Genomic DNA, 23,860 nt, shown 5'->3' on the forward strand with positions numbered 1-23,860 from the left:
TGGGAGGCGGAGGCGCCCGGGAGCGAGGCCGCGCGGGTCCCGAGACCGCGCCGAGGAGAGGCCGAAGTGGCGGGGAACCCCGAGGACCACCGGCGGGACGCGGAGCACCGGGGGAGCGGGCCGACGTCCCCGACCCACGAACAGGTGACGGCGCTGCTGGGCGCCTGGGCCCTGGTGGCCTGCTCCGTCGAGGAGTCGGCGCTGGTGGAGCGGCATCTCGCCGACTGCGCGGCCTGCGCGGACGAGGCGGCCCGGCTGTCGGACGCGGCGATGCTGCTGGAGCCGCGCGGGGGCCTGGACCTGGCCCCCGAGCTGCGGGCCGAGGTGCTGGAGGGCTGTCTGGCCAGGCGGCCGGCGCGGCTCCCGGTGCCGTCGTGGGCGGCGCCGCTGGACGCGGAGGCGGCGAGACTGGACGCGTTGCTCCAGGACATGGCCGACGAGGAGTGGCTGACCGAGGTGCGGCTGCGCTGGTTCGAGGACGACGTGGAGCGCGGGCAGACCACCACGGTCGGCGGCGTGCTGGATCATCTGCGGGCACTGGACGGGCTGTTGGCGGGGCTGATGGGGCTGCCCGACCCGTTGGCCGGGCTGCCGGGGCTCGCCGAGCCGGACGACCCGGCCGCCCGCACGCTGGCGGCGTGGTCCCTCGCCGGCCGCGGTGGCCCGGAGGCCGCGGGGGACGGCACCGCGTCCCGGGAGCCGTGGCGTTCCCAGACCAGGGCGCTGGTCTGGGCGGCCTCGCGCACGGGCGGACGGATGGGCGAACGGCGGGTGCCGGGCGCGCTCGGCGACCCGGGGCGGCTGCCGGCCGTGGGCGGCGCGTGGTCGCTCTCCGATCTGTATCTGGAGCGGGCGTTCGCCTGCTACACGCACGCCGGGGACATCGCCCACGCCGTCGAGTACCCGTACGAGCCGCCGCTGCCGCCCCATCTGCGGCTGCTGGTCGACCTGACGGCGCGCAGACTTCCCGGCAGCGTCGCCGGCCGCAGAAGAGCCGGGCTGGCCAGGTCGGCGGCCCGGCTGACCACGGCCGGTTCGCCGGGGCGCACGCTGCACCTGGAGGTGGAGGGCGCGGGCGGCGGCGACTGGTTCATCCCGCTGGACTCGCCGGTGGCCGCCATCAGCCGCACGGCGGCGCGCGGGGCGGTGGCCCATGTCGCCCTGGACGACGTGGTCTTCTGCCAGTTGGCGGCCGGCCGGATCGCCCCCGACGAGGCGGCCTCGGGGGCCGAGGGCGATCCGGACATCATCCACGACGTGCTGGCGGCCGCGGCGGGGCTGTCCCGGATGTGAACGGGCCGCCCCGGCTGTGCGCGGTCGGGCGCCCTTCGCGGTCAGTCGAAGACGACCGTGCGGCGCCCGTTGAGCAGCACCCGGTGCTCGCTGTGCCACTGGACCGCGCGGGCCAGCGCGCGGCACTCCACGTCGCGGCCGACGGCGACCAGTTCGCTGGGGGTCAGCCCGTGGCCGACGCGCTCCACCTCCTGCTCGATGATCGGCCCCTCGTCCAGCTCCGCCGTCACGTAGTGCGCGGTCGCGCCGATCAGCTTCACGCCCCTGGCGTGCGCCTGGTGGTAAGGCTTGGCGCCCTTGAAGCTCGGCAGGAACGAGTGGTGGATGTTGATCAGCCGGCCGGAGAGCCGCTTGCAGAGGTCGTCGGAGATGACCTGCATGTAGCGGGCGAGCACGACGAGTTCGACCTGTTCGCGCTCCACGATCTCCAGCAGCGCGGCCTCGGCCTCCGGCTTGTTGTCGGCGGTGACCGGGATGTGGTGGAACGGCACGTCGTAGGAGGCGGCCAGCTCGGCGAAGTTCGGGTGGTTGGAGACGACGCCCGCGACCTCGATCGGCAGGGCGCCGATCGAGGTGCGGAAGAGCAGGTCGTTGAGGCAGTGACCGAACTTGCTGACCATCAGCACCACGCGCATCCGGCCGTCGGCGCGGTGGAGCTGCCAGTCCATCTGGAAGGTGTCACCGACGGCGGCGAAGCTGGCGCGCAGCTTCTCCAACGTCACCGGCGGCTGCCCCGAGAAGTGCACCCGCATGAAGAACAGGCGCGTGTCGTGGTCGCCGAACTGCTGGCTGTCCTCGATGTTGCAGCCGGTCATGAACAGGAAGCTGGAGACGGCGTGCACGATGCCCGGCTTGTCCGGGCAGGAGAGGGTCAGCACGTACTGCTGGCGACCGGGCCCCTCGGCGGGCTCCGGGCCCCGGTCGTCGGTGGTGAGGGTCATGGTGGTCAGCCTGACACACGCCGGGGGGCGCCGTCAGACGGCGCGGGACGCCGCGGCCAGCTCGTCGAGGGAGCGCGGGGGCGCGTCCGGGTCGTCCCCGTCGCCGACCGCCAGCCGCACGTGCGCCTCGCGCGCCGCCGCCACCGCGTCCGGCCAGCCGGCGTGGTGAAGGTAGTCGGCGACCGGGGCGTCCGCGCCGACCTGGTGCATGATGCGCAGCACCCGGAGGACGGCGGTGTCCACCAGCGCGGCCTCCTCGGCGTCGCGGAAGACGGCGCCGACGTACTTCTCGGCCGACCAGTTGTCCAGCCAGGTGTCCTCGACCAGCCGGTAGACGGCGTCGGTCACGTCACCGTAGCCGGGCACCCCGGCGAGCCAGCAGTTCTGGTGGAAGACGGGATCGGAGAGCATGTGCAGCGCCGAGCGAACGTTGGCCCGCCAGCGCCACCATGGCATGTCGTTGAGCGGCATACCCGCCATGGTGGTGGAACCGCGGGGCCGACGGGAAGACTTATCCGAAGCTTGCACGCCGACCGATGCTACGGGGCTCGTCGTCACAGCTGGGTGGCCGCCCTCTCGGGAAGCGCGTACTGGCCGGCCAGCGGGTTCCACAGGCCGGCGGCCCGTTCCTTCGCCTCGGTGGCGCGACCGCTGGCCGCATCGCCCTGGCCGGCCCGCTCGGTGTGCCGCGCCTGGCCGCCCCTGCACACCTCGCCGCGGTTGGCGCGGGCCTCGTCCGCCCAGGCCGCGTAGTGCTCGTCGGCCTCGGCCGACGCCTGCCACGCCTCGGTCAACGCGGCGATCAGGTCACCGTTGTCCGGGAGTTCGTCCAGGGTCAGCTCGTTGAGCCGGTCCACCATCCCGGTGCGCTGGTCGGCCGCGGCCCGCAGGTCGTCGGCGGCGGCGTCCAGCCGCTCGCAGGAGCGGATGGCGGCGACCGACTCGATCACCGCGTCCCGGCTGTCGTTGCTGTCGGCGAGCAGCTCGGAGAGCGCCTCCGCCTGGGCGCGCGCCGGGTCGGCCCCGTCCTCCTCCGCGCCGCCGGCGGAGTCGTCCGCGCCGTCCGGCTCCTCGACCTGGGCCTCCGGCGAGACGCCGTCGCCCGAGCCGTCGCCCTCGTCGTCGTCCCCGCCGCTGAGCAGGTACCCCGCCAGCAGCCCCACCACGGCGCAGCCGGCGATCACCGCGCCGACCAGCAGCGCGGGGCTGCGCCGCCGCCCGGACGCGGGCGGCGGCGGGCCGCCGTGGCCGGCGCCGTCGCCCCAGCCCCGCTCGGGCGGGGGCGGCGGGCGGTCGGCGGCGGACCGGAAGAGCTGGTCGAAGTCCCCGCCGCCGACGGGCGGCAGGGTCTGCGTCGCCTCGACGCCGCCGGCGCCCGGCGGGGGCGGCTGCGCCGGTGAACGGTGCCTGCCCGGCTGCCGGGGCGGGACGGCCCGCAGCCTGGTCGTCGACTCGGGGTCGCCGCCACCGTCCGCCGGCACCGGCGGTATCAGCTGGGTGGCGGCCTCCTGCGCGGCGCCGGGCGGCGGGGTGTCGTCGGTGACGGGGGCGATCAGCTCGGTCGCCGCCTCGTTGGGAAAGCGGTCCCCGTTCTTCTCGGGGAAGCCGTTCTCGTCCGGGAAGCGGTCGGTGACCAGCGGGATCAGCTCGGTCGCGCCCTCGTCGGCCGCGGGCGGCCGCGCGGGCTGGTGGGGCGGGGCCGCCGGCGGGCCCTGCGGGGCGGGACGGCCGTGGCGCCCGCCGGGGCGCCGGCCCTCGGGGGGCGTGACGGCGCGCAGCTGGGTGGTGGTCTCGATCGGCGCGATCAGCTCGGTGGCACCCTCGTCCGGCGCGGGCGGCCGGCCGGGGACGACGGGGGTGGCCTGGGTCGCCATCGCGTGGGACCCGACCGGCGGCAGCTGCGGCGGCTGGGGCGCCGCCGGCAGGGGAGGCGCCTGCGGGGGCTGCTGGGCCGCCCCCGGCGGCCGCTGCGGAGGCGGCGGATGGTGCGGGGGCCGCGCCGGTTGGTGCGGGGGAACGGGGGGCGCGGAGGCGGGCGGCGGGGGCGCGTCCCCCCAGCCGCCGGGCGCTCCGTAGGCGCCGGCCGCGCCGCCGAACGTCCCGGGGGCGTCCGGCGTCGCGGCCCCCTGACCTGGGCCCCAGTGCTGGCCCCACGCCTGACCGGCGGGCGGCGCGGCGGGGGTCGGGTCGCGGTGGGCCTCACCCGTCACACCGCCGGAACCAGGGGGCAGGACCACGCCCTCGCGCGGCTCGTCGTCCCGTCCGTTGTGGCTCGTCACCCGGGGCTCCTCATTCGGCTCAACGCAGCTAGCCGGGCCACGGTACCGGCTCCCCGCAGACTGCTGCGCCGCCCGCCGGTCGTCAAGTCCGGCGCGTCAGGCCGGAGTCGGCACCGGCGACCAGCGGCTGGTGAACTCCCGCACCAGGCGGTGCTCCCGATGCGGCTCCAGACGGCCCCTGAAGTCCGCGAAGTACTCGGCTCCACGCCCCGAACGCAGCCCCGCGAGCAGTTCGCCGGCACGGCCCGCCGTGTGGCAGGCGTGTTCGAGATCACCCTCCTGGAGTTGGCCGGTGGCCATCAGCACCATGCCTATCGCGCGGCGGCGGGTGCGGCTCTCCGGGTGCCCGGCGACCGCGTCGGCGGCCCTGCGCTGCGCGGCCCGGCCCTGGCCGAGGTCGCGGTGGCAGTGCGCCAGCTCGTCCGCGAGGTAGGCGGCGTCGAAGTGCCGCACCCAGGCCGGCTCGTCGGCGTCGGAACCGGCCTCGCCGGCACGTTCCTGCGCGGCCAGCGCCTCGGACGCGGCGCGGCGGCAGGACTCGCGGTCGCCGAGCTGGGCGTGACCGCGCGCCTCCGCCGACAGGAACAGCGCCTCGGCGCGCGACGGCACCCGCCCCCTGGTGCCCTCCTGCGCGGCGCGCGCCAGTTGGATCACCTCGCGTGGGTTGCCCAGCTCGGCCGCGAGATGGCTCATTCCCGCCGCCAGCACATACCCGCCGAACCCCCGGTCCCCCGAAGCCTGCGACAGCCGGAGCGCCTGGATGTAGTACCGCTGCGCGAGCCCCGGCAGTCCGCTGTCCACCGCCATGTACCCGGCCAGCTCGGTCAGCCGGGCGGCGGCGGCGAAGAGCGCGCGGCCGACGGCCTCGCTGTAGGAGCCGGCGAGCAGGCCGGCCACCACGCCGTTGAGATAGTGCACCACCAGCGGCCTGACCTGCCCCGAGCCCCAGCGGCGGTCCAGGTCGACCAGCGAGGCGGTGGTGTCCACCACGGCGGAGACGTCGGCCTCGCCCACGCGGGGGCCGGCGCCGGACCGTTCGACCTCCCCGTCCGGCGGGGTGATCAGCCAGTCCCTGCTGGGCTCGACCAGCGCGGCGGGGGCCACCTGGGCGCCCCCCGGCGCGTAGGGGTGGGTGCCGCGCTCGCCCTCCGTCCGCTGGACGTCGGAGCGCCACAGCTCGGCCGCCTGCTCCAGCGAGTCCCCGAGTCCGGCGGCGAAGTGCAGCCCGACCGAGGAGGTCAGCTGCCGGGTGGTGCCCATCCCGATCTCGTCGACGGTCACCGGGCGGCCCAGCTTGCGGCCGAGCGCCTCGGCGATCAGCTCGGGCGCCCTGCCGCGCGGCTGCTGACCTCGGATCCAGCGCGCCACGGAGGTCTTGTCGTAGCGGAAGTCGAGCGAGCGCTCCGCGGCGCACATGTTCACCCGGCGCGCCAGCCCGGCGTTGGAGCAGTTGGCCTCGCGTATGAGCGCCAGCAGGCGTTCGTTGGGCTGTCGGGCGATCAGTGGTCTGGCGGACATCCGTGTCTCCCTTGGCCGATCGGCTCGCCGGGTCGATCCCGGGCAGAACCATGCCCGAGGGATGCCGGGTCCATCCCGTATGCCCCGGTGGATGCACCCATGCGCCCCGACCATGGGACCCGGCGCACGCACCGGAGCCCGTGGCACCCGCGGACCCCGGCCGCCGCCGGCTCCCGGCGGCGGCCGGCGGGCCCGGCGCAAGGGGCCGGCGCTCCACCAGCGCCGTTGCCCGGAGGGCGGGCGCGGCTCGCCGCCGGCGGCGGCGGGGGCGCCCGGATGCGCGGGGGCGCGCGGGGACCGGGGAACGGCGGCGCGCGACCATGCCCCCTGACCACGCCACACGCCATACGCGCCGGTACGGAAGCGCGTGCGCGAGCCCCGCGCCTAAGTCAACGGCTCTCACTCCCGTCCGCCCCGCCCCGGGGCCCCGCGCTCGACAAGGGGGACGACGCGGGTCGTTGCGGGCGAAGACGGGTCGCTACCGTGTCGACCATGGCTGAGAACAGGGGAACGGGCATCCCTCCCATACCGGGAGAGCCGGAGCCCGAGGGGGAGCGCCCGCCGGCGGTGCGGGTGCGGGGGCTGTGGAAGACCTTCGGGGAGCAGGTCGCCGTCTCCGGCATCGACCTGGACCTGCCGACCGGCCGCTTCGTCGGCCTGGTCGGCCCCAACGGCGCCGGCAAGACCACCACCCTGTCGATGGTCACCGGCCTGCTGCGGCCGGACTCCGGCACGGTCGAGGTGGTGGGCCGCGACGTCTGGCGCGACCCGGTGGACGTGAAGGCCAGGATCGGGGTGCTGCCCGAGGGGCTGCGGCTCTTCGAGCGGCTCTCGGGCCGCGAACTGCTCACCTACATGGGCCGGATGCGGGACCTGGACCCGGACGAACTGGAGTCCCGCACCGAGCAGTTGCTCGACGTTCTGGACCTGTCGGGGGCGCAGCACAAGCTCGTCGTGGACTACTCGACCGGGATGCGCAAGAAGATCGGCCTGGCGGCCGCGCTGCTGCACAACCCCGAGGTGCTCTTCCTCGACGAGCCGTTCGAGGGCGTGGACCCGGTCTCGGCGCAGGCCATCAGGGGCGTGCTGGAGCGCTACACCGACTCGGGCGCCACGGTCGTCTTCTCCAGCCATGTGATGGAGCTGGTGGAGTCGCTCTGCGACTGGGTCGCCGTGCTGGCCGCCGGGCGGATCAGGGCGCACGGGCCGACCGCGGAGGTGCGCGGGGAGGCCGAGTCGCTGCACCACGCGTTCCTCGAACTGGTCGGCGCGCGGGGCAACCCCGACGGCGCCCGGCTCGACTGGCTGGGCGGCGCGAGATGAGCGCGACCGGGCTGCCGCCCGCGCCCGCGCCGGCACCACCGACCGGGCGGATCACCGGGCCGTCCGTCGCCGCGACCACCGCGGTCTTCGTCCGTCTCAAGCTGTCGCTGCTGCGCAACGGGACGCGGCAGTCGACGGGCAGGTCCGCGGCCTTCGTCGGCTCGACCGTGCTGGCCGCGCTCGTCGGCGCGCTCGGCCTGCTGGGGCTGGTGGCGCTGCGGGGCGACGAGTACGGGCCCGACACCGGCGTGGTGCTGGTGGCGATGCTCGCGCTGGGCTGGGCGTTTCTGCCGTTGTTCGTCGGGGTGGACGAGACGCTGGACCCGGGCAGGCTGGCGATGCTGCCGCTGCGCCCGTCGCCGCTGCTGGTGGCGCAGTTGGCCAGCGGGCTGGTCGGCAGCGGGCCGCTGTTCACGCTGCTGCTGGTGGTCGGCGCGGTGCTGGTGGCGGCGCACGGGGTGGCGGCGGCGCTGGTCGCGGTGGTGGCGGCGCCGCTGGTCCTGGTCTTCTGCGTCACCCTCACCCGGGCGCTGGCCACGGCCAACGCCCGGCTGCTGACCAGCCGCAGGGGGCGCGATCTCGCCGTGCTCAGCGGTCTGTTGGTGGCCTTCGGTCTCCAGGGGCTGAACCTCGCGCTGAGCCGGATGGCCGACGAGGACGGCGGTCTGGCGCCGATGCGTCCGCTGGCCGACGTGCTGGGGTGGCTGCCGCCGGCCAGCGCGGTGCGGGCGGTGCGGCTCGCGGACGAGGGGTCCGCGTTCGGGGCCGTGCTGGCGCTGGCGACCACCGCGGGCGGCCTGGCGCTGCTGCTGTGGTGGTGGCGGCGGACCCTGACGACGCTGCTCACGGCGCCGGACGCCTCCAGTCTCCAGCCGCCGGCGGGCGCCGGGCCGGACCGCGGCCGGCACGAGGGCGGCCTCGCGGGGCTGCTGCCCACCGGTCGTACCGGGACGGTGATGCTGCGGGTGCTGCGCTACGCCTGGCGCGACCCCAAGGCCAAGATGGGCTGGGCCACCTCGCTCGGCATGGCGATGCTGCTGCCGCTGGTGCTGACCGTCCAGGACGGCGGCAGCGTGTACACGGCGTGCTGGGCGGCCGGGATGCTGGGGCTGTTGATGTACAACCAGTTCGGCGGCGACTACAGCGGCTTCTGGCTGGTGGCGGCGACCATCGGCTCCCCGCGTGACGCCTTCGTCGAGCTGCGGGCCAGGATGCTGGTGATCTGCCTGCTCGGGTTGCCGCTGATGGTGGCGGTGGTGCTGGGCACGGCGGCGCTCTTCGACGACTGGGAGTCGCTGCCGACGGGCCTCGGGCTGACGCTGGCGATGCTGGGCGCGCTGCTCGCGGTGGGGGCGATGACCTCGGCGTGGCTGCCGTACTCGATCCCGCAGGAGGGCGCGATGAAGAACGTCGCGCCGGGGCAGTCCGGGCTCGCCTGGGGCTCGCTCCTGGGCGGCACGCTGGTCGGGGCGGTGCTCGTCGCGCCGGTCGGGGCGCTGGCGCTGTTCCTCCACGGCGAGCCGGCCGGCTGGCTCGTGGTGCCCGTGGGCGCGGTGTGGGGAGCGGCGCTGTGCTGGGGCGCGCTGAGACTGGCCGCGCGCCGCACGGCCGACGCCCTGCCGGAGATCCTCGCCGCGGTCAGCAAGGGCTGACCCGGGTCCGGAACGCGTGCGGGGCGCCGGCGGCGATCGCCGCCGGCGCCCCTGCCGTGTCGAGCGGTCGACGCCGGCGGCCCGTTCTGGACCGTCCGGGCGTCGGGACGACCCGAGGGTCAGCTCATGAACGCGCCGGACTGCAGGTCCTCGATGGTGATGACCTCGGCGTCGGCCGGCCGGTCGCTGGGCACCGGCTCGTTGAACGCGCTGAAGTCGATGACGCCGGCGCCGGTGGCCGGGTCGCTGTTCTCGAAGCGCAGCGGGAAGGGCTCGCCCTCGGTGGCGACCACCAGGCTGGCGTCCTCGCCCTCGTGCAGCGTGACGCCGGGAACGCCGTCGATCTCGGTGGCCTCGCCCATGGTCATCCCGGAGGCGGAGCCGCCCTGGCCCATCCCTTCCAGGAAGGTGTCGAGGTTGCACGACTCGACGGAGGAGTCCATCGGCGGCTCGTCGGCCGGGCCGTAGAGGAAGAAGCCGTCCAGCTGGCCCAGGATCGCCGGGTCGTCGATGCCGGCCGCGGTCTCCCAGAACTGGGTGTCCGGGCGCAGCCACGCCTCGTTCTCCAGCTTGATGATCTCGAACGAGCCCTGCGAGCTCATGGAGATCGAACCGGCGCAGTCGCCGGCGCTGCTGAGGTGCAGGTCGAGGCTCATCTGCTCGCCGGCCTGGTCGATGTCGCCGGCCAGGCGGAGCGACTCGGCGCCCATCAGGGCGTCGAACGCCTGGTCGGCGACGTCGTCGGGCGAGGCGCCGCCGAAGGCGTCGCTGTCCGAACCCTCCTCGTCGCCCTCGGAGCCCTCGCTCCCGCCCTTCTCGGCCGAGCTCTCGTTGTCGGTCGGCGTGTTCTCCTCGTCGTCGCTGTCGCTGGAACAGCCGGCCAAGGTGACGACCGCCGCGGTGGCGGCGGCGACCGCCGCCGCGCGTGTGCGTCTGGCTATGAAACTCATCGGGCCCCCCGGTGAGAGATAGTGCCTCGTGAAACGGGCCCGACGGGCGTCGGTCCCCGGGGTCACGCTATCAACGCGCCCTCGACGAAATGCCGGAGTGTCTCCCGCCATGCGGTCGGCCGCTCCTTTTGCGGGAGATGCCCGGCGCCCGGGATGTCCGCGTAGCGGCCGAACGGCAGCGCGCGCACCATCTCCTGAGCCTCGGCCCGCCCCAACTCGCCGTCCACGCCGCGCACCACCAGCGTGGGGCAGGAGACCTCGGCCAGCTCCTCCCAGTGCGCGTCCAGCGCGAAGCCCTCCCGGGCCGCGAGTATCTGGTCCCGGCTGAAGACCGGCCGCCAGCCGTCCGGGCGCCACGCCATGACCTCGCCGAAGAACCAACCACGCGACGGCAGCGGCGCCTTGAGCGTCGGGTCCCGCTCACCGAACCAGGCGCGCACCTCCTCGGGCGAGGCGAAGGGCAGCGGCCAGGAGCCGAGCCAGCGTCGCCAACGGCGCTGGGCCTCGGCGCCGATGGCCGAGGCACGCATCTCGCAGATCACCAGCGCCCGCACCAGGTCCGGCCGACGGGCGGCCAGCCGCCAGGCGGTGAGCGCGCCCATCCCGTGCCCCACGAGCAGCACGGGGCCCAGCCCGAGCCGCTCGATCGCCGCCTCCGCGTCACCGACGAAGGCCGCCCCGTCGAACGGACCACCCGGGGGCTTGGCGCTGCGGCCGTGTCCCCGCTGGTCCAGGGCGACGGTCCGGAACCGCGAGGAGAGCCAGCGGCCGGTCTCCTCCCAGTGCCCCGCGTGCCCCATCAGCCCGTGCAGCAGCATGGCCCCCGGCCTGCCGGCCGGTCCGCGCCCGAACTCCCGTGCCACCAACGGGAGTTCGCCGAACCCCGACACCTCGATCGCTCGCCCCACCGGCCTGCCCCTCCTTCCCGTCTCCCCGTCGCTCCCCCCAGGATACCGAACAGATATTCGAACATGGGGGTATGGGAAGGCAGTTCCCTCCAAGGAGGGACACACCGCTTGCCGCATGACGTTCGGCGGCGGGGGCCACCGCGCACACGAAACCCCGCACCCCCTCACCGCCGATGAGCGGTGAGGGGGCGCGGGGAACAGGCGACGGGGTAACGCCCTCTGGCTACCCCTTGTCGACGAAGACGTGCATCGCGACCTGCTGCTCCAGCTCGGCCGACTCGCCGCCGCTGCCGACCTGGACCGCGCCGCCCGACGCCGCCGTGACGCTGACGGAGGAGCCGGGCTGCACACCCGCCCGACGCAGCGTGTGCATCACCTGCGCGTCCGTCTGCACCGGCTCGCCGATCCTGCGGACGATCACCGTCTTCCCGCCGTCCACGTCCAGATCGGAGAGCGCCACGACGCCCTCGGCGAGGAACGGGTCGGCCGCGCCCTTCTCCCCCAGCTCCTCAAGCCCGGGGATCGGGTTCCCATAGGGGGACTCCGTCGGGTGGTTCAACAGCTCCAGCACCCGCCGCTCCACGGCGTCGCTCATCACGTGCTCCCAGCGGCAGGCCTCCGCGTGCACGTGCTCCCACTCCAGGCCGATCACGTCGACCAGCAGACACTCGGCCAGCCTGTGCTTGCGCATCACCCGCTCCGCCAGCCGACGCCCCTGCTCCGTCAGCTCCAGGTGCCGGTCGCCGGCGACGGTGAGCAGGCCGTCCCGCTCCATCCTCGCCACCGTCTGGCTCACCGTCGGGCCGCTCTGTTCGAGCCGCTCTGCGATGCGGGCACGCATCGGGACCACGCCCTCTTCCTCCAGCTCCAGAACGGTGCGGAGGTACATCTCGGTGGTGTCGATCAGTCCGGACATAAGTGCCCCTCGAATTCGTGCGGTGGCCCTGTCGCCCATTCTGACGCACTGCACTGACAAGAGACCGGCCGCAGGTGGCCCAGCGTGCATATTGACACCGAACTGGTCTGGACCATTACGGTGTGCCCTACCAAGACCCGGAACGCCGCCACCGGCCAGCAGCAAGGGACGCCCGCAGATGCGCGAAGAAACTCTCGCCCACCAGTTCTTCGATGCCGCGATCGAGCTGCTGTGCCGGGTCAGAGACCAGGAGGCCGGGCACATCGCCGAGGCCGCCACGCTGATCGCCGACACGGTGAGCGGCGGCGGCAAGGTGTTCGCCAGTGGCGCTGGGCACTCGGCACTACCCGCCCAGGACCTAGTCTACCGGGCAGGCGGCCTCGCCCTGGTCAATCTTCTGGCCATCCCCGGGACCACCGGGGTCGACGTCTCGCCGGCCACCCTGGGCAGCGCGTTGGAGCGGGTCAGCGGCCTCGCGCCGGCCACCCTCGACAACAGCCCGGCCGCCCCCGGCGACCTGCTGATCGTCATCTCGCTCTCCGGCCGCAACACCCTCCCCGTCGAACTGGCCCAGCACGCGCGGGACAGCGGCCTGCGCGTCATCGGCGTCACCTCCGTCGGCTACGCCACCGGCACCGAGTCGCGCCACGCCTCGGGCACCTTCCTCAAGGACCACTGCGACGTGGTGCTGGACAGCGCGATCCCGATCGGCGACGCGACGCTCACCAGCGAGGGCGTCGGGGCGCCGTTCGCCCCCGCCTCCACCGTGGTGACCTGCGCGCTGCTCCAGGCGGTCTTCGCCGAGGCCGCCGGCCGGCTCGCCGAGCGCGGCGTCGAGCCGCCGCTGCTGCGCTCGGCCAACGTCGACGGCGGCGGCGAGTGGAACGAGCGCGTCTTCCACGAGCACCGCGACCAGATCCTCTGGCGCCGGTAGGCCGCGCGGAGGCCGAGGCCGCGTCAGCGGGTGCCGAGCACCCGCGCCAGGTCGAGGGCCGCCGCGACGCGCAGCGCGACCTCCTCGCCGTAGCCGGCGTCCAGCCGGTCGAAGGCGCGGCGCCCGCCGCCGCGCAGAAAGGTGAGCGCGCCCAACACCCGTCCCCGGCTGCGCAGCGGCACGCACAGCGCGTGTTCGGCGTCGACCGGCCAGCGGTGGTCACGCGCCCACGACGAACGGGACACCCCGCCGGTCGCGCGGACCGGCACCCCGCAGTCGACGGCCTGGAGCGCGGGGTGCCCGGCGCGGTAGCGCACGGCGAGGCCGCGCGCCGTGCTGCGGCCGGCGAGGCTCCCCGGGCTCTCGGCGATCCTGACCAGGCCGCCGGCCTCGCCCGCCGTGTCGAGCAGTGCGTGCTCGGCGAAGCCCGGGAGCGCGTAGTGCAGGTGCAGCACCGCCGCGTCCATCGGGTCGGGGCACTCGGCGGCGGCCCGCGAGGCGCGGCTGAGCTGGCTGTCGCGGAACCGCTGCCGCGCCGCGCCCTGGCCGGCCCGCTTGGCGTGGGTGGCGTCCTGGAAGATCCACGCGACTCCCAGCGGCACCGGGTCGCCGACCACCGGCGAGCCCAGCGGGACGAAGCCGCTCACCAGGCAACGCCGCCGCTCGGGCGGCCCCTCGCCGAGCGGGCCGCCGCCCTCGTTCTCCCCCTCGCGCAGGGTGAGCCACAGCTCGACCGGCTCCCTCGGCGGCTGGCCGGCCAGCGTGTGTTCGAGGGCGCTCTCCAACTCGTCGAGTCCCGCGCCGACGAACTCGGCCAGCGGCTCCCCCAGCATGTCGACGGGCGAGACGCCGAGCGCGTGCGCCGCCCGGCCGTTGACCGCGACGGTGCGCAGGTCGGGGTCGGCGAGCAGCGCCCCGAACGGGGCGTCGCCCAGCAGCGCGTCGCTCAGCGCGAGGTGGCGCTCCAGGTCGAGCTGGGCGAGCGCCTCGCCGAAGGCGCAGTAGACGCCCTGCGGCCGGCCCTCTTCGTCGCGGACCGGCGTCACGGTCGCCCGCATCAGCGTCCGCGCGCCGTCCGCGTGCAGGAACGGGAACTCCCTGGTCCGCCGGCCCGCGCCGCCGCCCTGCCGCTCGGGGGCGGCACGCGCCACCTCAAGCAGCTGCCGCCGCACCTCGGCGGCGTCCGCCTCGCGGACCAGCCAGCCGCCGAGCCCGGCGCGGCCGACCGCCTGCTCGGCGGTCCAGCCGAGCAGGCGGGTCGCGCGCTGGTTCCAGTGCGTGACGGTTCCGGTCGTGTCGAGGGCGAAGAACGCCGCCTCCATCCCGTCCAGCAGCGAGGCCAGCAGACCTCGGTCGGAGACGAGGAAGGAAGAGGTGTCGTTCCCCGCGTGCGGGATCTCGGAGTGGACGGCCTCGGAGTGTGTGGTCACCTGTTCTACCCCCAGCACAGGAGAGTGGGCACCGGTCGCGTGCGCACGGGACCATTCAACTCCACGGTGACGTCGGTCACATAGGGTTTGCACCAATCTCGTTGCCGCACCGAGATCCGCGCCCGCGTCCGAGCCCCCCGGCCGCGCCCGCGCCCGCGCCGTTAATTCGCTTGGCGGAGCGCGGGGGGTTCGCCTACGGTCGGAGGCACACGAGAAGGGAGGTGGTTCGGCAGATGTATGACAACCGGACGCGTGAGGTGACTGCGGCCTAGGTCGCTGGTTCACACGACACGTGGCGAAGCCGGCGCCGCCGGCCAATCCCAAGCAGTCACCCGATCCGCGAGCCGCCGGTAAGTCCGGCCGGCTCCCCGAGGCCCCAGGGCCCCGGGGACCAAAGGCTCGCGGATCGCTGCGTTTCCGGGACGGGCAACGCCCCTCCCCGGCCCCCGGGCCGGCCGGCCCCCGCCCCCGTCAGGGGCAGAGGCGTTCGACGGACCAGCCGGTCTCCGCCAGGACATAGCGCAGCCGGTCGTGGAGCCGGTTGGCCCGCCCCTGCCAGAACTCGACCGTCTCGGGGGCGACCCGGTAGCCGCCCCAGTTGGGCGGGGCCGGCACGTCCTCGCCCTCCGGATACCGCGCCGCCAGCTCCGCGTACATGCCGTCCAGCACCTCCCGCGAGGCGACCGGCGCCGACTGCTCGCTCGCCCAGGCGCCCAACTGCGAGCCGTGCGGCCGCGTGCGGAAGTACGCGGCCGTCTCGTCGCGCCCGGTGCGGGTCACGGAGCCGGTCACGATCACCTGGCGGGCCAGGGGGTGCCAGGGAAAGAGCAGCGAGACCCGTGGGTTGGCCTCGATCTCGCGTCCCTTGCGGGAGGCGTAGTTGCTGAAGAAGACGAAGCCGCGCTCGTCGAAGCCCTTCAACAGGACCGTGCGCTGGCTGGGCGCGCCCGTCGCGTCGGCCGTGGCCACCACCATCGCGTTGGGCTCCTCGAGGCCGCCGGCGACCGCGTCGTCGAACCAGCGCCTGAACTGGTCGAGCGGCCCCTCCGCCAGATCCGCCTCGCCGAGCCCGGCCTCCCGGTAGCGCACCCGCATCTCCGCCGGGTCGGGGACGGGCTCGGGTGCGGCGGGAGGGCGCCCGACCTCGGTGAGCGCGCCGGGCGCGGCGGGGCGGGCGCCGCGTCCGGGGCGGGTGCGGCGGGAGGTACGGGGACGGTCGGAGTTCTCGGCGTGGGACACGGCCCATATCTTGCAGCATCGGACTGACACTGGCCTCCCCGGCGGGAATTCGTTCCCATGCCTCCTGCCGGCAGGACACGCGTGGTTAAGCCGCCAGAAAGAGGCCGGGCACCGGCGGCCCCCCTTCGGTCGCCGGTGCCCAGGTTCCCGGGGCGCGCCGGTCAGGCCGGCGGCTCGGCGGCGACGACGTGCAGCTCGACCGGGTCGTTGCTCGGGGAGCCGTCGGGGCCGGGGCAGGTGGAGATGTGGTGGGCGATCTCCACCGCGCGCTCGTGGCTGGCGACGTCGACCACCCAGTAGCCGGCGAGGATGTCCTTCGTCGGGGCGTGCTGCCCCTGGGTGACCTCGGGCGCGCCGCCGTCGGTGGCCCGCACGGTGGTGACCGAGCCGGGGCCTTCGAGGCCCTGCGCCTCGACCCACTCCCCGCGCTCCTGGAGGTCCTTGTTGAGCGCCTCCATGAAGGCGCTCAACGCCTGGAAGCCCTCGGGGCCGTAGGCCGCCATGTCCTTCTCGTAGGTGGCGGTGGCGGCGAAGACCTGGATCATGTAACGCATCGGATACTCCCTGTCTGGCGGTCTGTTGTGAGGGGGGACCGGGGTGCGCGGGGAAACTCATCGCCGTCCGGCGGATTGCCCGGACTTTTTTCTCCGCGGCCCCGGCCGGGCTGTTCCTAGAGTGGGGGGATGATGCCCCTCGCGGACGGCCGCCCGTTCCTGATCGCCGATGTCTTCACCGACCGTCCGTTCGGCGGCAACCAGCTGGCGGTGCTGCCCGACGCGCAGGGGCTGACCGACGCCCAGCTCCGGGGTCTGGCACGGGAGTTCCACTTCTCCGAGACCGTCTTCGTGCTGCCGCCCGAGGACCCCGCGCACAGCGCCAGACTGCGCGTCTTCACCCCCGAGGAGGAGCTGCCGTTCGCCGGCCACCCGACGGTCGGGGCGGCGGCGGTGCTGGTCGGGGAGGGGATGCTCGACCCGGCGGCGACGGGCGGGCGGGTGCTGTTCGAGGAGGGCGTCGGCGTGGTGGGGGTCGAGGTGAGCGGCTCGTTCGCCCGGCTGACGCTGGACGCGCCCTATCTGTCGACGTCCCAGGCGCCCCCGTCGAGGGCGGCCGTGGCGGCGGCGCTCTCGCTGCCGGAGGAGGCGGTGGTGGACCGCTGGTACGGCGGGATCGGGCTGCGGTTCTGCTACGTGCGGCTGGCGGACGCCGGCGCGGTGGACCGGGCGCGGCCGGACACGGCGGCCTGGGCGGCCGGCCCCGCCGGTGGCTGGGCGGAGGACCTCTACGTGTGCGGCGGCGAGTTGGCGGACGGCGGCCGGGTGAACGCCAGGTGCTTCCTGCCGGCGTCGGGTGTCCCCGAGGACCCCGCGACGGGGTCCGCCGCGGCCGGGCTGGTCGCGGGGCTGGTCGCGCGGCCGGGGCACGCGCCGGCCGCGGCGGAGGGCGAGGTGCGGCTCACGGTCGACCAGGGTGTCGCGATGGGCCGCCCCAGTGTGATCGAGGCGTCGGCGCGGTGGCGGGCCGGTCGGCTGAGCGAGGTCTCGGTCGGCGGCCACACCGTGCTGACCGCGCGCGGCACCATCACCCCCGGCCCCGCCCGTTGAACGGCGTCGGCGCGCACCGCCGCCGGACGGCCGGCGGCTACTCCTCCCAGACCGGGACCGGGGGAAGGCCGCGGGCGGCGCGGGCTTCGTCCATGACGCGTTGGATCAGTTCGGTCTTGCCCCGGGTGTAGCGGGCGACGTCGTCCGTGGTGGCGGCGAGCCGTCGCTTGACCTCGGCGTAGGCCGCGGCGTCCTCCGGGTGGGCGCGCAGGTGGTCGCGGAAGAGGCGCTCCTTGCGGTTCTCCCAGCTGTCCGCCGTCACCACGTGGAAGTTCAGGCCGCGGTCGACGTCCTGGTAGAAGAGGCGCTCCGGCATTCCCGCGTCGACGAACCGCAGGCCGGCGGCGGCCAGTTCGGCGTCGCGCGCGCTGACGAGCGCCAGGGCGTCGACGGACGCCATCAGGTCGATGACGGGCTTGGCCGCCAGTCCGGGTACGGAGGTGCTGCCGAAGTGTTCGACGGCGTTGAGCACTCCGGGCAGCAGCGTGCGGATCCGGACGATCTCCCGTTCGGCCCGCTCGGGCCAGGACGGGTCGTAGTCGACGATCTCGATGGTCATGAGCCGCCAGCCTAGCCAGCGGCCCCGGCCCCCCGCGCGGTCTTTTCGGGGGCCGGGGCGCGCGGGTTCAGCCGGTGGTGACCTGGTCGCGGCCGGGGCGGCCGTCGTCGGTGTCGGTCCCGTCCGGGTCGGTGTTGAGGGACATCACCAGCTCCTCGCTCTCGGGCGTGCTCTCCGGCTTCAGGAAGCCGATGCCGAGGTAGAGCACGAGCGAGGTGAGCAGCGGCAGCCCGACGATCGCGGCCTCGGTCGAGCCGTCGATCTGGTAGCGCACCACGTACCAGACCAGCAGGCCGCCCGCCCAGGAGACGATCGCCGCCGTCGGCCCGATCCTGCGGAACCAGGGCAGCAGTCCCAGCATCAGCGGGATGGAGATCGGCCCCATGGTGGCGGCGACGAGTTGCACCACGGTGTCGAGCACGAAGCCCTCTCCCCTGGTGGTGATCGCGATCGTCATGCTGAGGCTGACGAAGAGCACCGTGGTGACCCGGGCGAAGGTCAGCTGCGCGCGCTCGGTGAGGCGGCGGACCTTCGGGACCAGCACGGGCGCGATGTCCCGGGTGATCACGGCGGTGATCACGTTGGAGTCGGAGGCCACCATCGCCATCGTGTGGGAGAAGAAGCCGGCCAGCATCAGCCCGATCAGGCCGGCGGGCAGCAGTTCCTTGGAGAGCGCGACATAGGACTCCTCGCCGGCCGTCAGCCCCGGCACGATCAGCGGCGCCGCGACCATCGGCAGGAAGAGGATCAGCGGCCAGACCAGCCACAGCGCGCTGGAGAGCAGCGCGGAGCGCTTGGCCGCCGAGCCGGAGGGCGCCGCCATGTAGCGCTGCGCCAGGTTCCACATGCCGCCGTTGTACTCGAAGGTCTTCACGAACAGGAACGCGATGATCAGCCAGGTCGTCACGGAGCCGCTGACCGGGTCGCCGTGGCCGTCCGGCAGGTCGCCCCACATGGTGACGGGGAAGTCGGCGCCGAGTTCGATCATCACCGCGAACAGCATCGCGAAGCCGGCGACCGCCTGGATCACGAACTGCCCCATGTCGGTGAGCACGTCGGCCCAGAGGCCGCCCACCGTCATGTAGGCCATGGTCGCGACCCCGGTGAAGATGATGCCGACCTCCAGGGGGATGTCGGCGAAGCCCTTCAACAGCACGGAGATCGCGACCCACTTGGCGGCGATGTCCACGACCTTCAGCGCGGCGCCGCTGTAGGCGAGCACCTGTTGGGTGGGCAGGTTGTAGCGGCGGGCCAGGTACTCCAGCGGGGACTTGACGTCGTGTTTGGCGCGCAGCCGGTTCCAGCGGGCGGCGAAGAGGAAGGCGCCGATGCCCACGCCGAGGCCGATGGTCAGCGGCCACCAGAAGTAGACGGTGATCCCGTCGTTGTAGGCGACCGCGGCGAAGGCGACGAACATCACCGCGCTGTAGCCCGACATGTGGTGCGAGATGCCGGAGAGCCACCAGGGTATTCGGCCACGGGCGGTGAAGAAGTCGGCCACGTCGTGGACGCGTTTCTTGGACCACCAGCCGATGGCGACCACCACGAGGAAGTAGCCGGCGACCACGATCCAGTCGAGTGCGGACATCGCGGCTCCTAAACGGAGGGGGCGGGGAACGGGGCTGTGCGCGGGTCCTGCCCGCCGCCAGCGCGCCGGGCCGGGCCCGACTCACCAGTGCGCGCGCTTCGGTTGGAACGTCGGGTCGAACCGCCGCATGTACGCGGTGTCGTCCCGCCGTTCGACGCCACAACGGAGGTAGTTCTCGTGGAGCGCGCCCAGCGCGTCCCGGTCGAGTTCGACGCCGAGGCCGGGTGCCTGGGGAAGCGGCACCGCGCCCTCGACGAACCGCAGCGCACCGGGGACCACCACGTCCTGGCCCTGCTGCCAGGGGGTGTGGGTGTCGCACGCGTGGTTCAGGTTGGGCACGGCGGCGGCCAGGTGCGTCATGGCCGCCAGGCTGATGCCCAGATGGGTGTTGGAGTGCATGGAGAGTTCGAGGCCGAAGGTCTCGCAGAGCGCGGCGACCTGGGTGGAGCGCAGCAGCCCGCCCCAGTAGTGGTGGTCGGTGAGCAGCACCCCGATGGCGCCCCGGGCGAGGGCGGGCGGCAGATGGGCGTGGGTGACCACGCACATGTTGGTGGCCAGCTTCATCGGGACCTCGGGTGCGACCCGCGCCATGCCCTCGATCTCCGGCGCCGGGTCCTCCAGGTACTCCAGCACGCCCTCCAGGGCGCGGCCGACGCGGATCGAGGTCTCGGGGGTCCAGGCCGCGTTGGGGTCGATGCGCAGGGGCAGGTCGGGGAACGCCTCGCGGAGCGCGTGGACCGCCTCGATCTCCTCGTCCGGCGGCAGGACACCGCCCTTGAGCTTGATCGAGCCGAAGCCGTACTCCTCGACGAAGAGCCGCGCCTGGGCGGCGATGCCCTCCGGGTCGAGCGCGGCGCCGAAGCGGTCCTCGTCCTCGCCCGGGTGGCCGGCCCACTTGTAGAAGAGGTAGGCGCTGTAGGGGACGGCCTCCCGCACGGGCCCGCCGAGCAGGTCGGCGACGCGCAGCCCGGCGGCCTTGCCCCTGATGTCCAGGCAGGCGACCTCGAACGGGGAGAAGACCGCGTCCACCGTCTTCTGGTTGCTGCCGGCGCCGGTCAGCCCGTGCTGGTCGACGAAGACGTCGCCGCCGACGGTCGCGGCGACGGCGGCGTACTGCGCGTGGTGCGCGTGGACCTCGACGCCGATCAACGCGGGGGCGGCGGCGCGCAGGCGCTCCAGGTGGGAACGGTCGCCGTAGGTCTCGCCGAGTCCGCTCAGGCCGTCGTCGGTCACCACCTCGACGATGGTGCGCAGCGCCCAGGGCTCGTGGATGCCGCTCGCGTTGAGCAGGGGCGGGTCGCGGAAGGCGACGGGGGTCAGGTGGATCTCGCGTATGCGCATAGCCGACCATTCACATATTTGAATATGGGCCATTCTGGTGAACAGACGCGGCAACTGTAGAAGTGCCCCAGGGGAGCGTCAAGGGTCCGCACAGGCCCGACGGCGGACCCGGGCGGAGGCGGCGATCGTTCAGCAGGATGAACGGATGGGCTCCGCAGCGAGGTTGACGGCCGGTCCGGAGGGGCGGACGCGGCGCACGGTTTCGGCCGCGCCGCGGAACACCCGGGCGATGCCTCGACCGCACCTCTACGCGCCTCGCGGAGGCTGAGAAAAGCGACGGAAAGGCCACGGGAAAGAACGCCGTCGCTCATCGACAGGGCGGCGTGAACGCCTTCGGGGTGGCGGCCGGTCCGGCCACCACCCCGAAGAAAGAAATTCATAATTCAAGAAAACCCGCCGAACGCCGAACGCCGAGTACCGAACGTCGAACGTCGAACGGGATACCGAACACCCCTATTCTTCCAGGTGTTCCGCCAACACCTCGGCGAAGTGCCGCGCGCCGGCCCCGGCCAACTGGTCGAGTTGCAGCCGGCAGGAGTAGCCGTCGGCCACCAGCACCGCGTCATCCGGCGCCGTGCGCACCGAGGGCAGCAACTGATCCTCCGCGCACGCCACGGAGACCTCGTAGTGCCCCTTCTCGAAGCCGAAGTTCCCCGCGAGACCGCAGCACCCCGAGGAGAGCCCGCCGCGCAGCCCCGCCGCCGCGCGCAGCGCGCGGTCCGCCGCGTCGCCCAGCACCGCGTGCTGGTGGCAGTGGGTCTGCCCGGCCACCGGCCGGTCGATCACCGGCGGGCGCCAGTCGGGCGCCAGCTCCGTCAGCGTCTCGGCGAACGTCCGCACCGAGGCGGCCAGTCGGGCGGCGCGCGGGTCGTCCGGCAGCAGCTCCGGCAGGTCGGTGCGGAGCGCGGCGGCACACGGCGGCTCCAGCACCGTCACCGTCCGACCGGCCTCGATGTCCCCCTCCAGCCGGTCCAGGGTCCTTCGCCCCGCCGCGCGCGCCCGGTCCAACTGCCCGGTGGAGACCTCCGTCAGACCGCAGCAGACCGCTCCCGACGGAAGCCGCGTCCCGAGCCCCGCGTCGTCGAAGACCCGGACCGCCGCCCGACCCGCCTCAGGCGACAGGTAGTTGGTGAAGCTGTCGGGGAAGAGCACCAGGTCGGCGCCCGGCGCCCGCCCCTGCCGCGCCCACCAGCGGGTGAACGGCTCCTGCGCCAGCGGCGGGATGGCCCGCTCCGGCGCGATCCCGCCCAGCCGCTTGGCCACCGCCGCCAACGGCCCGATCCGGCCCGCCACGTTGGCGGGACCCGCCAGCCGCAGCGCCGCCGTCAGCCGCAGCCAGGTCGGCAGCCGCCCCATCGCATAGTGCGAAGCGGGACGTGGCCTGCCCGCATAGTGATGGTTCAGGAACTCGGCCTTGTAGGTGGCCATGTCGACGCCCACCGGGCAGTCGCTGCGGCACCCCTTGCACGACAGACACAGGTCCAGCGCGTCCCGCACCTCGGTCGAACGCCACCCGTCCGTGACCACCTCGCCCAGCAGCATCTCGTGCAGCAGCCTGGCGCGCCCCCTGGTCGAGTGCTCCTCCTGCCCCGTCGCCCGGAAGGAAGGGCACATCACCCCCGCGCCGGGCCCCGGGTCCCGGCACTTGGCGACGCCGACGCAGCGCCGCACCGCCGCCGAGAAGTCGCCGCCGTCGCCCGGGTAGGAGAACGCGACCGGCGGCCGGCTCGGCATCCCGAGGAACCGCAGGTCGGCGTCCAGCGGCGCCGGCCTGGCCACCACGCCCGGGTTCAGCCCGCCGTCCGGGTCCCACAGGTCCTTGAACCGGTCGAAGACGCCCACCAGTTCGGGCCCGTACATCCGGGTCAGCAGCTCCGAGCGCGCCAGCCCGTCGCCGTGCTCGCCGGAGAGCGAACCGCCGTGCGCCACCACCAGGTCGGCCAGCTCGACGCTGAACTCCCGGAACCGGGCCACACCGCGCTCGCTCAACAGGTCGAAGTCGATCCGGACATGGATGCAGCCGTCGCCGAAGTGCCCGTACGGCAGCCCCCGCAGCCCGTGGTCGCGCAGCAGCCCCCGGAACTCCCGCAGATAGGCGCCCAGTCGGGCCGGCGGCACCGCGCAGTCCTCCCACCCGGGCCACGCCTCGCCGCCGTCCGGCAGCCGGGTCGCGGTGCCGGAGGCGTCCTCCCTGATCCGCCACAGCGCGCGCTGCTCCGCCGGGTCGGTGAGCACCGCGCTCCCCGTCGACTCGCCGGCCGACGCCCGGCAGACCGCCTCCGCGGCGGCCCGCGCCTCGCCCGGGTCGGCGCCGCCGACCTCGACGAAGAGCCAGGCACCGCCACGCGGCAGCGAGGCCGCCGCCGCGCCGCCCACCAGGTCGGCCGCCATCCCCTCCACCGTCAGCGGCCCGTGCGCCAACAGCCCCGCCGCCGCCTCCGCCGCCGCGCTCTCCTGCGGATAGCCCAGCACCGCGAGCGCCCGCGCCGCCGGCGGCGCGACCAGCGCCACCTCCGCCTCGGTCAGCACCCCGAGGGTGCCCTCCGAGCCGGTGAACGCCCGCGCCCAGTCCCGCCCGCGCTCCGGCAGCAACTCGTCCAGCGCGTACCCGGAGATCCGCCGCGGCAGGTCGGGGAAGCCCGTGCGCAGTCTGGCCAGTTCCGCCGTCACCAGCGACTCGACGCCGGTCCGCAGCCGCTCGGGAACGCCCTCGCCGCCCCGGCGGAGCACCGCCTCCTCGCCCCGGTAGGTCAGCACCGTGACCCGCCGCGTGTTGTCGGCGGTCGTGCCCCACGCCACCGAGTGCGAGCCGCAGGAGTTGTTGCCGATCATCCCGCCCAGCGTGCAGCGGCTGTGCGTGGAGGGATCGGGACCGAACGTCAGACCGTGCACGGACGCCTCGGAACGCAGCGCGTCGCAGACCACGCCCGGCTCCACCACGGCGGTCCCGGCCTCCGGGTCGACGGAGCGCACCCGGTTCATGTGGCGGGTGAAGTCCAGCACCACGCCAAGCCCAGTGGCCTGCCCCGCGATGCTGGTGCCGCCGCCCCTGGCCACCACCGGCACCCCGTGCTCGGCGGCCACCGCGAGGGCCGCGGCCACGTCCTCCGCGTCCCTCGGCGCCACCACGCCGAGCGGCACCCGGCGGTAGTTGGACGCGTCCATCGTCGTCAGCGCCCGGCCCGCCGCGTCGAATTCGACCTCACCGCGCACCCGGGCGCGCAGCGCGGCGGCCAACTCCCCCGCGCCCGGGTCATCCGCAGTCGGCGCCGGGTACTTCCCGTTTCCCTGATCGACCGTCGTTCGCCTCAGCCGTTCCATAACTCCCAGCCTGCACCCTTTTCGCGTGGTCAGGGCGTCGGAGCACGCGGAAAGCACCCGCAAT

General features: G+C 74.3%; 19 protein-coding genes. 5 read left to right on the plus strand and 14 right to left on the minus strand.

The genetic code is table 11. The features are described from left to right. Positions 1-66: 66 nt before the first annotated feature. The gene (locus CRP51_RS16955) at positions 67-1,293 is read left to right on the plus strand and encodes an MDMPI N domain containing protein (protein ID WP_245880629.1); all 1,227 of its coding nucleotides are present in this window, start codon (positions 67-69) and stop codon (positions 1,291-1,293) included. A 41-nt stretch (positions 1,294-1,334) separates the two neighbouring features. On the opposite strand, the gene purU is transcribed toward CRP51_RS16955, so the two are convergent. From purU to CRP51_RS16975, 4 genes are all read right to left on the minus strand, one after another. Next, positions 1,335-2,234, minus strand: a complete 900-nt coding sequence (gene purU, locus CRP51_RS16960) for a formyltetrahydrofolate deformylase (RefSeq protein WP_097232060.1) — start codon at positions 2,232-2,234, stop codon at positions 1,335-1,337. 33 nt (positions 2,235-2,267) lie between these two features. After that, positions 2,268-2,714, minus strand: a complete 447-nt coding sequence (locus CRP51_RS16965; RefSeq protein ID WP_245880630.1) for an SCO4402 family protein — start codon at positions 2,712-2,714, stop codon at positions 2,268-2,270. Positions 2,715-2,788: 74 nt separating this feature from the next. Next, entirely contained in the window at positions 2,789-4,513 is a 1,725-nt protein-coding gene (locus tag CRP51_RS28895; RefSeq protein ID WP_097232062.1) for a hypothetical protein, read from the minus strand. A 96-nt stretch (positions 4,514-4,609) separates the two neighbouring features. Continuing rightward, the gene (locus tag CRP51_RS16975) at positions 4,610-6,031 is read right to left on the minus strand and encodes an NsdA family TPR-like regulatory protein (protein WP_097232063.1); all 1,422 of its coding nucleotides are present in this window, start codon (positions 6,029-6,031) and stop codon (positions 4,610-4,612) included. 492 nt (positions 6,032-6,523) lie between these two features. Between CRP51_RS16975 and CRP51_RS16980 the strand changes: the two genes are divergently transcribed. Then, positions 6,524-7,354 (plus strand): ABC transporter ATP-binding protein, encoded by an 831-nt coding sequence (locus CRP51_RS16980; RefSeq protein WP_097232064.1) that lies wholly within the window; start codon positions 6,524-6,526, stop codon positions 7,352-7,354. Beyond that, entirely contained in the window at positions 7,351-9,006 is a 1,656-nt protein-coding gene (locus CRP51_RS16985; protein WP_097232065.1) for a transporter, read from the plus strand. Before CRP51_RS16980 ends, CRP51_RS16985 begins: the two co-directional genes overlap by 4 nt. A gap of 119 nt (positions 9,007-9,125) precedes the next feature. Here CRP51_RS16985 and CRP51_RS16990 read toward each other — a convergent pair whose 3' ends face one another. From CRP51_RS16990 to CRP51_RS17000, 3 genes are all read right to left on the minus strand, one after another. Next, a complete protein-coding gene (locus tag CRP51_RS16990; RefSeq protein WP_097232066.1) occupies positions 9,126-9,956 on the minus strand; it encodes a hypothetical protein in 831 nt (276 codons plus the stop codon). Positions 9,957-10,018: 62 nt separating this feature from the next. Further along, on the minus strand, positions 10,019-10,864 hold the full coding sequence (locus CRP51_RS16995) for an alpha/beta fold hydrolase (protein WP_245880631.1): 846 nt from the start codon (positions 10,862-10,864) through the stop codon (positions 10,019-10,021). A 223-nt stretch (positions 10,865-11,087) separates the two neighbouring features. Then, positions 11,088-11,780, minus strand: coding sequence for an iron-dependent transcriptional repressor DtxR (locus CRP51_RS17000; RefSeq protein ID WP_097232068.1), 693 nt, complete (start codon positions 11,778-11,780; stop codon positions 11,088-11,090). 178 nt (positions 11,781-11,958) lie between these two features. Between CRP51_RS17000 and CRP51_RS17005 the strand changes: the two genes are divergently transcribed. Next, a complete protein-coding gene (locus CRP51_RS17005; RefSeq protein ID WP_097232069.1) occupies positions 11,959-12,714 on the plus strand; it encodes an SIS domain-containing protein in 756 nt (251 codons plus the stop codon). A gap of 23 nt (positions 12,715-12,737) precedes the next feature. Here CRP51_RS17005 and CRP51_RS17010 read toward each other — a convergent pair whose 3' ends face one another. The 3 genes from CRP51_RS17010 to CRP51_RS17020 all read right to left on the minus strand — a co-directional run bounded on the left by CRP51_RS17010 (position 12,738) and on the right by CRP51_RS17020 (position 15,937). Beyond that, a complete protein-coding gene (locus CRP51_RS17010) occupies positions 12,738-14,144 on the minus strand; it encodes a PAS domain-containing protein (RefSeq protein WP_245880632.1) in 1,407 nt (468 codons plus the stop codon). A gap of 471 nt (positions 14,145-14,615) precedes the next feature. Then, positions 14,616-15,239: a pyridoxamine 5'-phosphate oxidase gene (gene pdxH / locus CRP51_RS17015; protein ID WP_097232109.1), complete on the minus strand. Its 624-nt coding sequence runs from the start codon at positions 15,237-15,239 to the stop codon at positions 14,616-14,618. A 305-nt stretch (positions 15,240-15,544) separates the two neighbouring features. Further along, entirely contained in the window at positions 15,545-15,937 is a 393-nt protein-coding gene (locus tag CRP51_RS17020; protein WP_245880633.1) for a YciI family protein, read from the minus strand. Positions 15,938-16,066: 129 nt separating this feature from the next. Between CRP51_RS17020 and CRP51_RS17025 the strand changes: the two genes are divergently transcribed. Further along, on the plus strand, positions 16,067-16,987 hold the full coding sequence (locus CRP51_RS17025; RefSeq protein ID WP_097232070.1) for a PhzF family phenazine biosynthesis protein: 921 nt from the start codon (positions 16,067-16,069) through the stop codon (positions 16,985-16,987). A gap of 37 nt (positions 16,988-17,024) precedes the next feature. Here the strand turns inward: CRP51_RS17025 and CRP51_RS17030 are convergent, their stop codons facing one another. The 4 genes from CRP51_RS17030 to CRP51_RS17045 form a co-directional block, all read right to left on the minus strand. After that, on the minus strand, positions 17,025-17,546 hold the full coding sequence (locus CRP51_RS17030) for a GrpB family protein (protein WP_097232071.1): 522 nt from the start codon (positions 17,544-17,546) through the stop codon (positions 17,025-17,027). A gap of 67 nt (positions 17,547-17,613) precedes the next feature. Then, positions 17,614-19,134 (minus strand): sodium:solute symporter family protein, encoded by a 1,521-nt coding sequence (locus tag CRP51_RS17035; RefSeq protein WP_097232072.1) that lies wholly within the window; start codon positions 19,132-19,134, stop codon positions 17,614-17,616. Between the two features lie 81 nt (positions 19,135-19,215). Further along, complete coding sequence (locus tag CRP51_RS17040; RefSeq protein WP_097232073.1) at positions 19,216-20,475, minus strand: glucarate dehydratase family protein; 1,260 nt, start codon at positions 20,473-20,475, stop codon at positions 19,216-19,218. A gap of 453 nt (positions 20,476-20,928) precedes the next feature. Beyond that, positions 20,929-23,796: an FAD-binding and (Fe-S)-binding domain-containing protein gene (locus CRP51_RS17045; protein WP_097232074.1), complete on the minus strand. Its 2,868-nt coding sequence runs from the start codon at positions 23,794-23,796 to the stop codon at positions 20,929-20,931. Positions 23,797-23,860: the final 64 nt, after the last annotated feature.

This window comes from Streptomyces zhaozhouensis (genome assembly GCF_900230195.1).
Classification (GTDB): domain Bacteria; phylum Actinomycetota; class Actinomycetes; order Streptomycetales; family Streptomycetaceae; genus Streptomyces; species Streptomyces zhaozhouensis.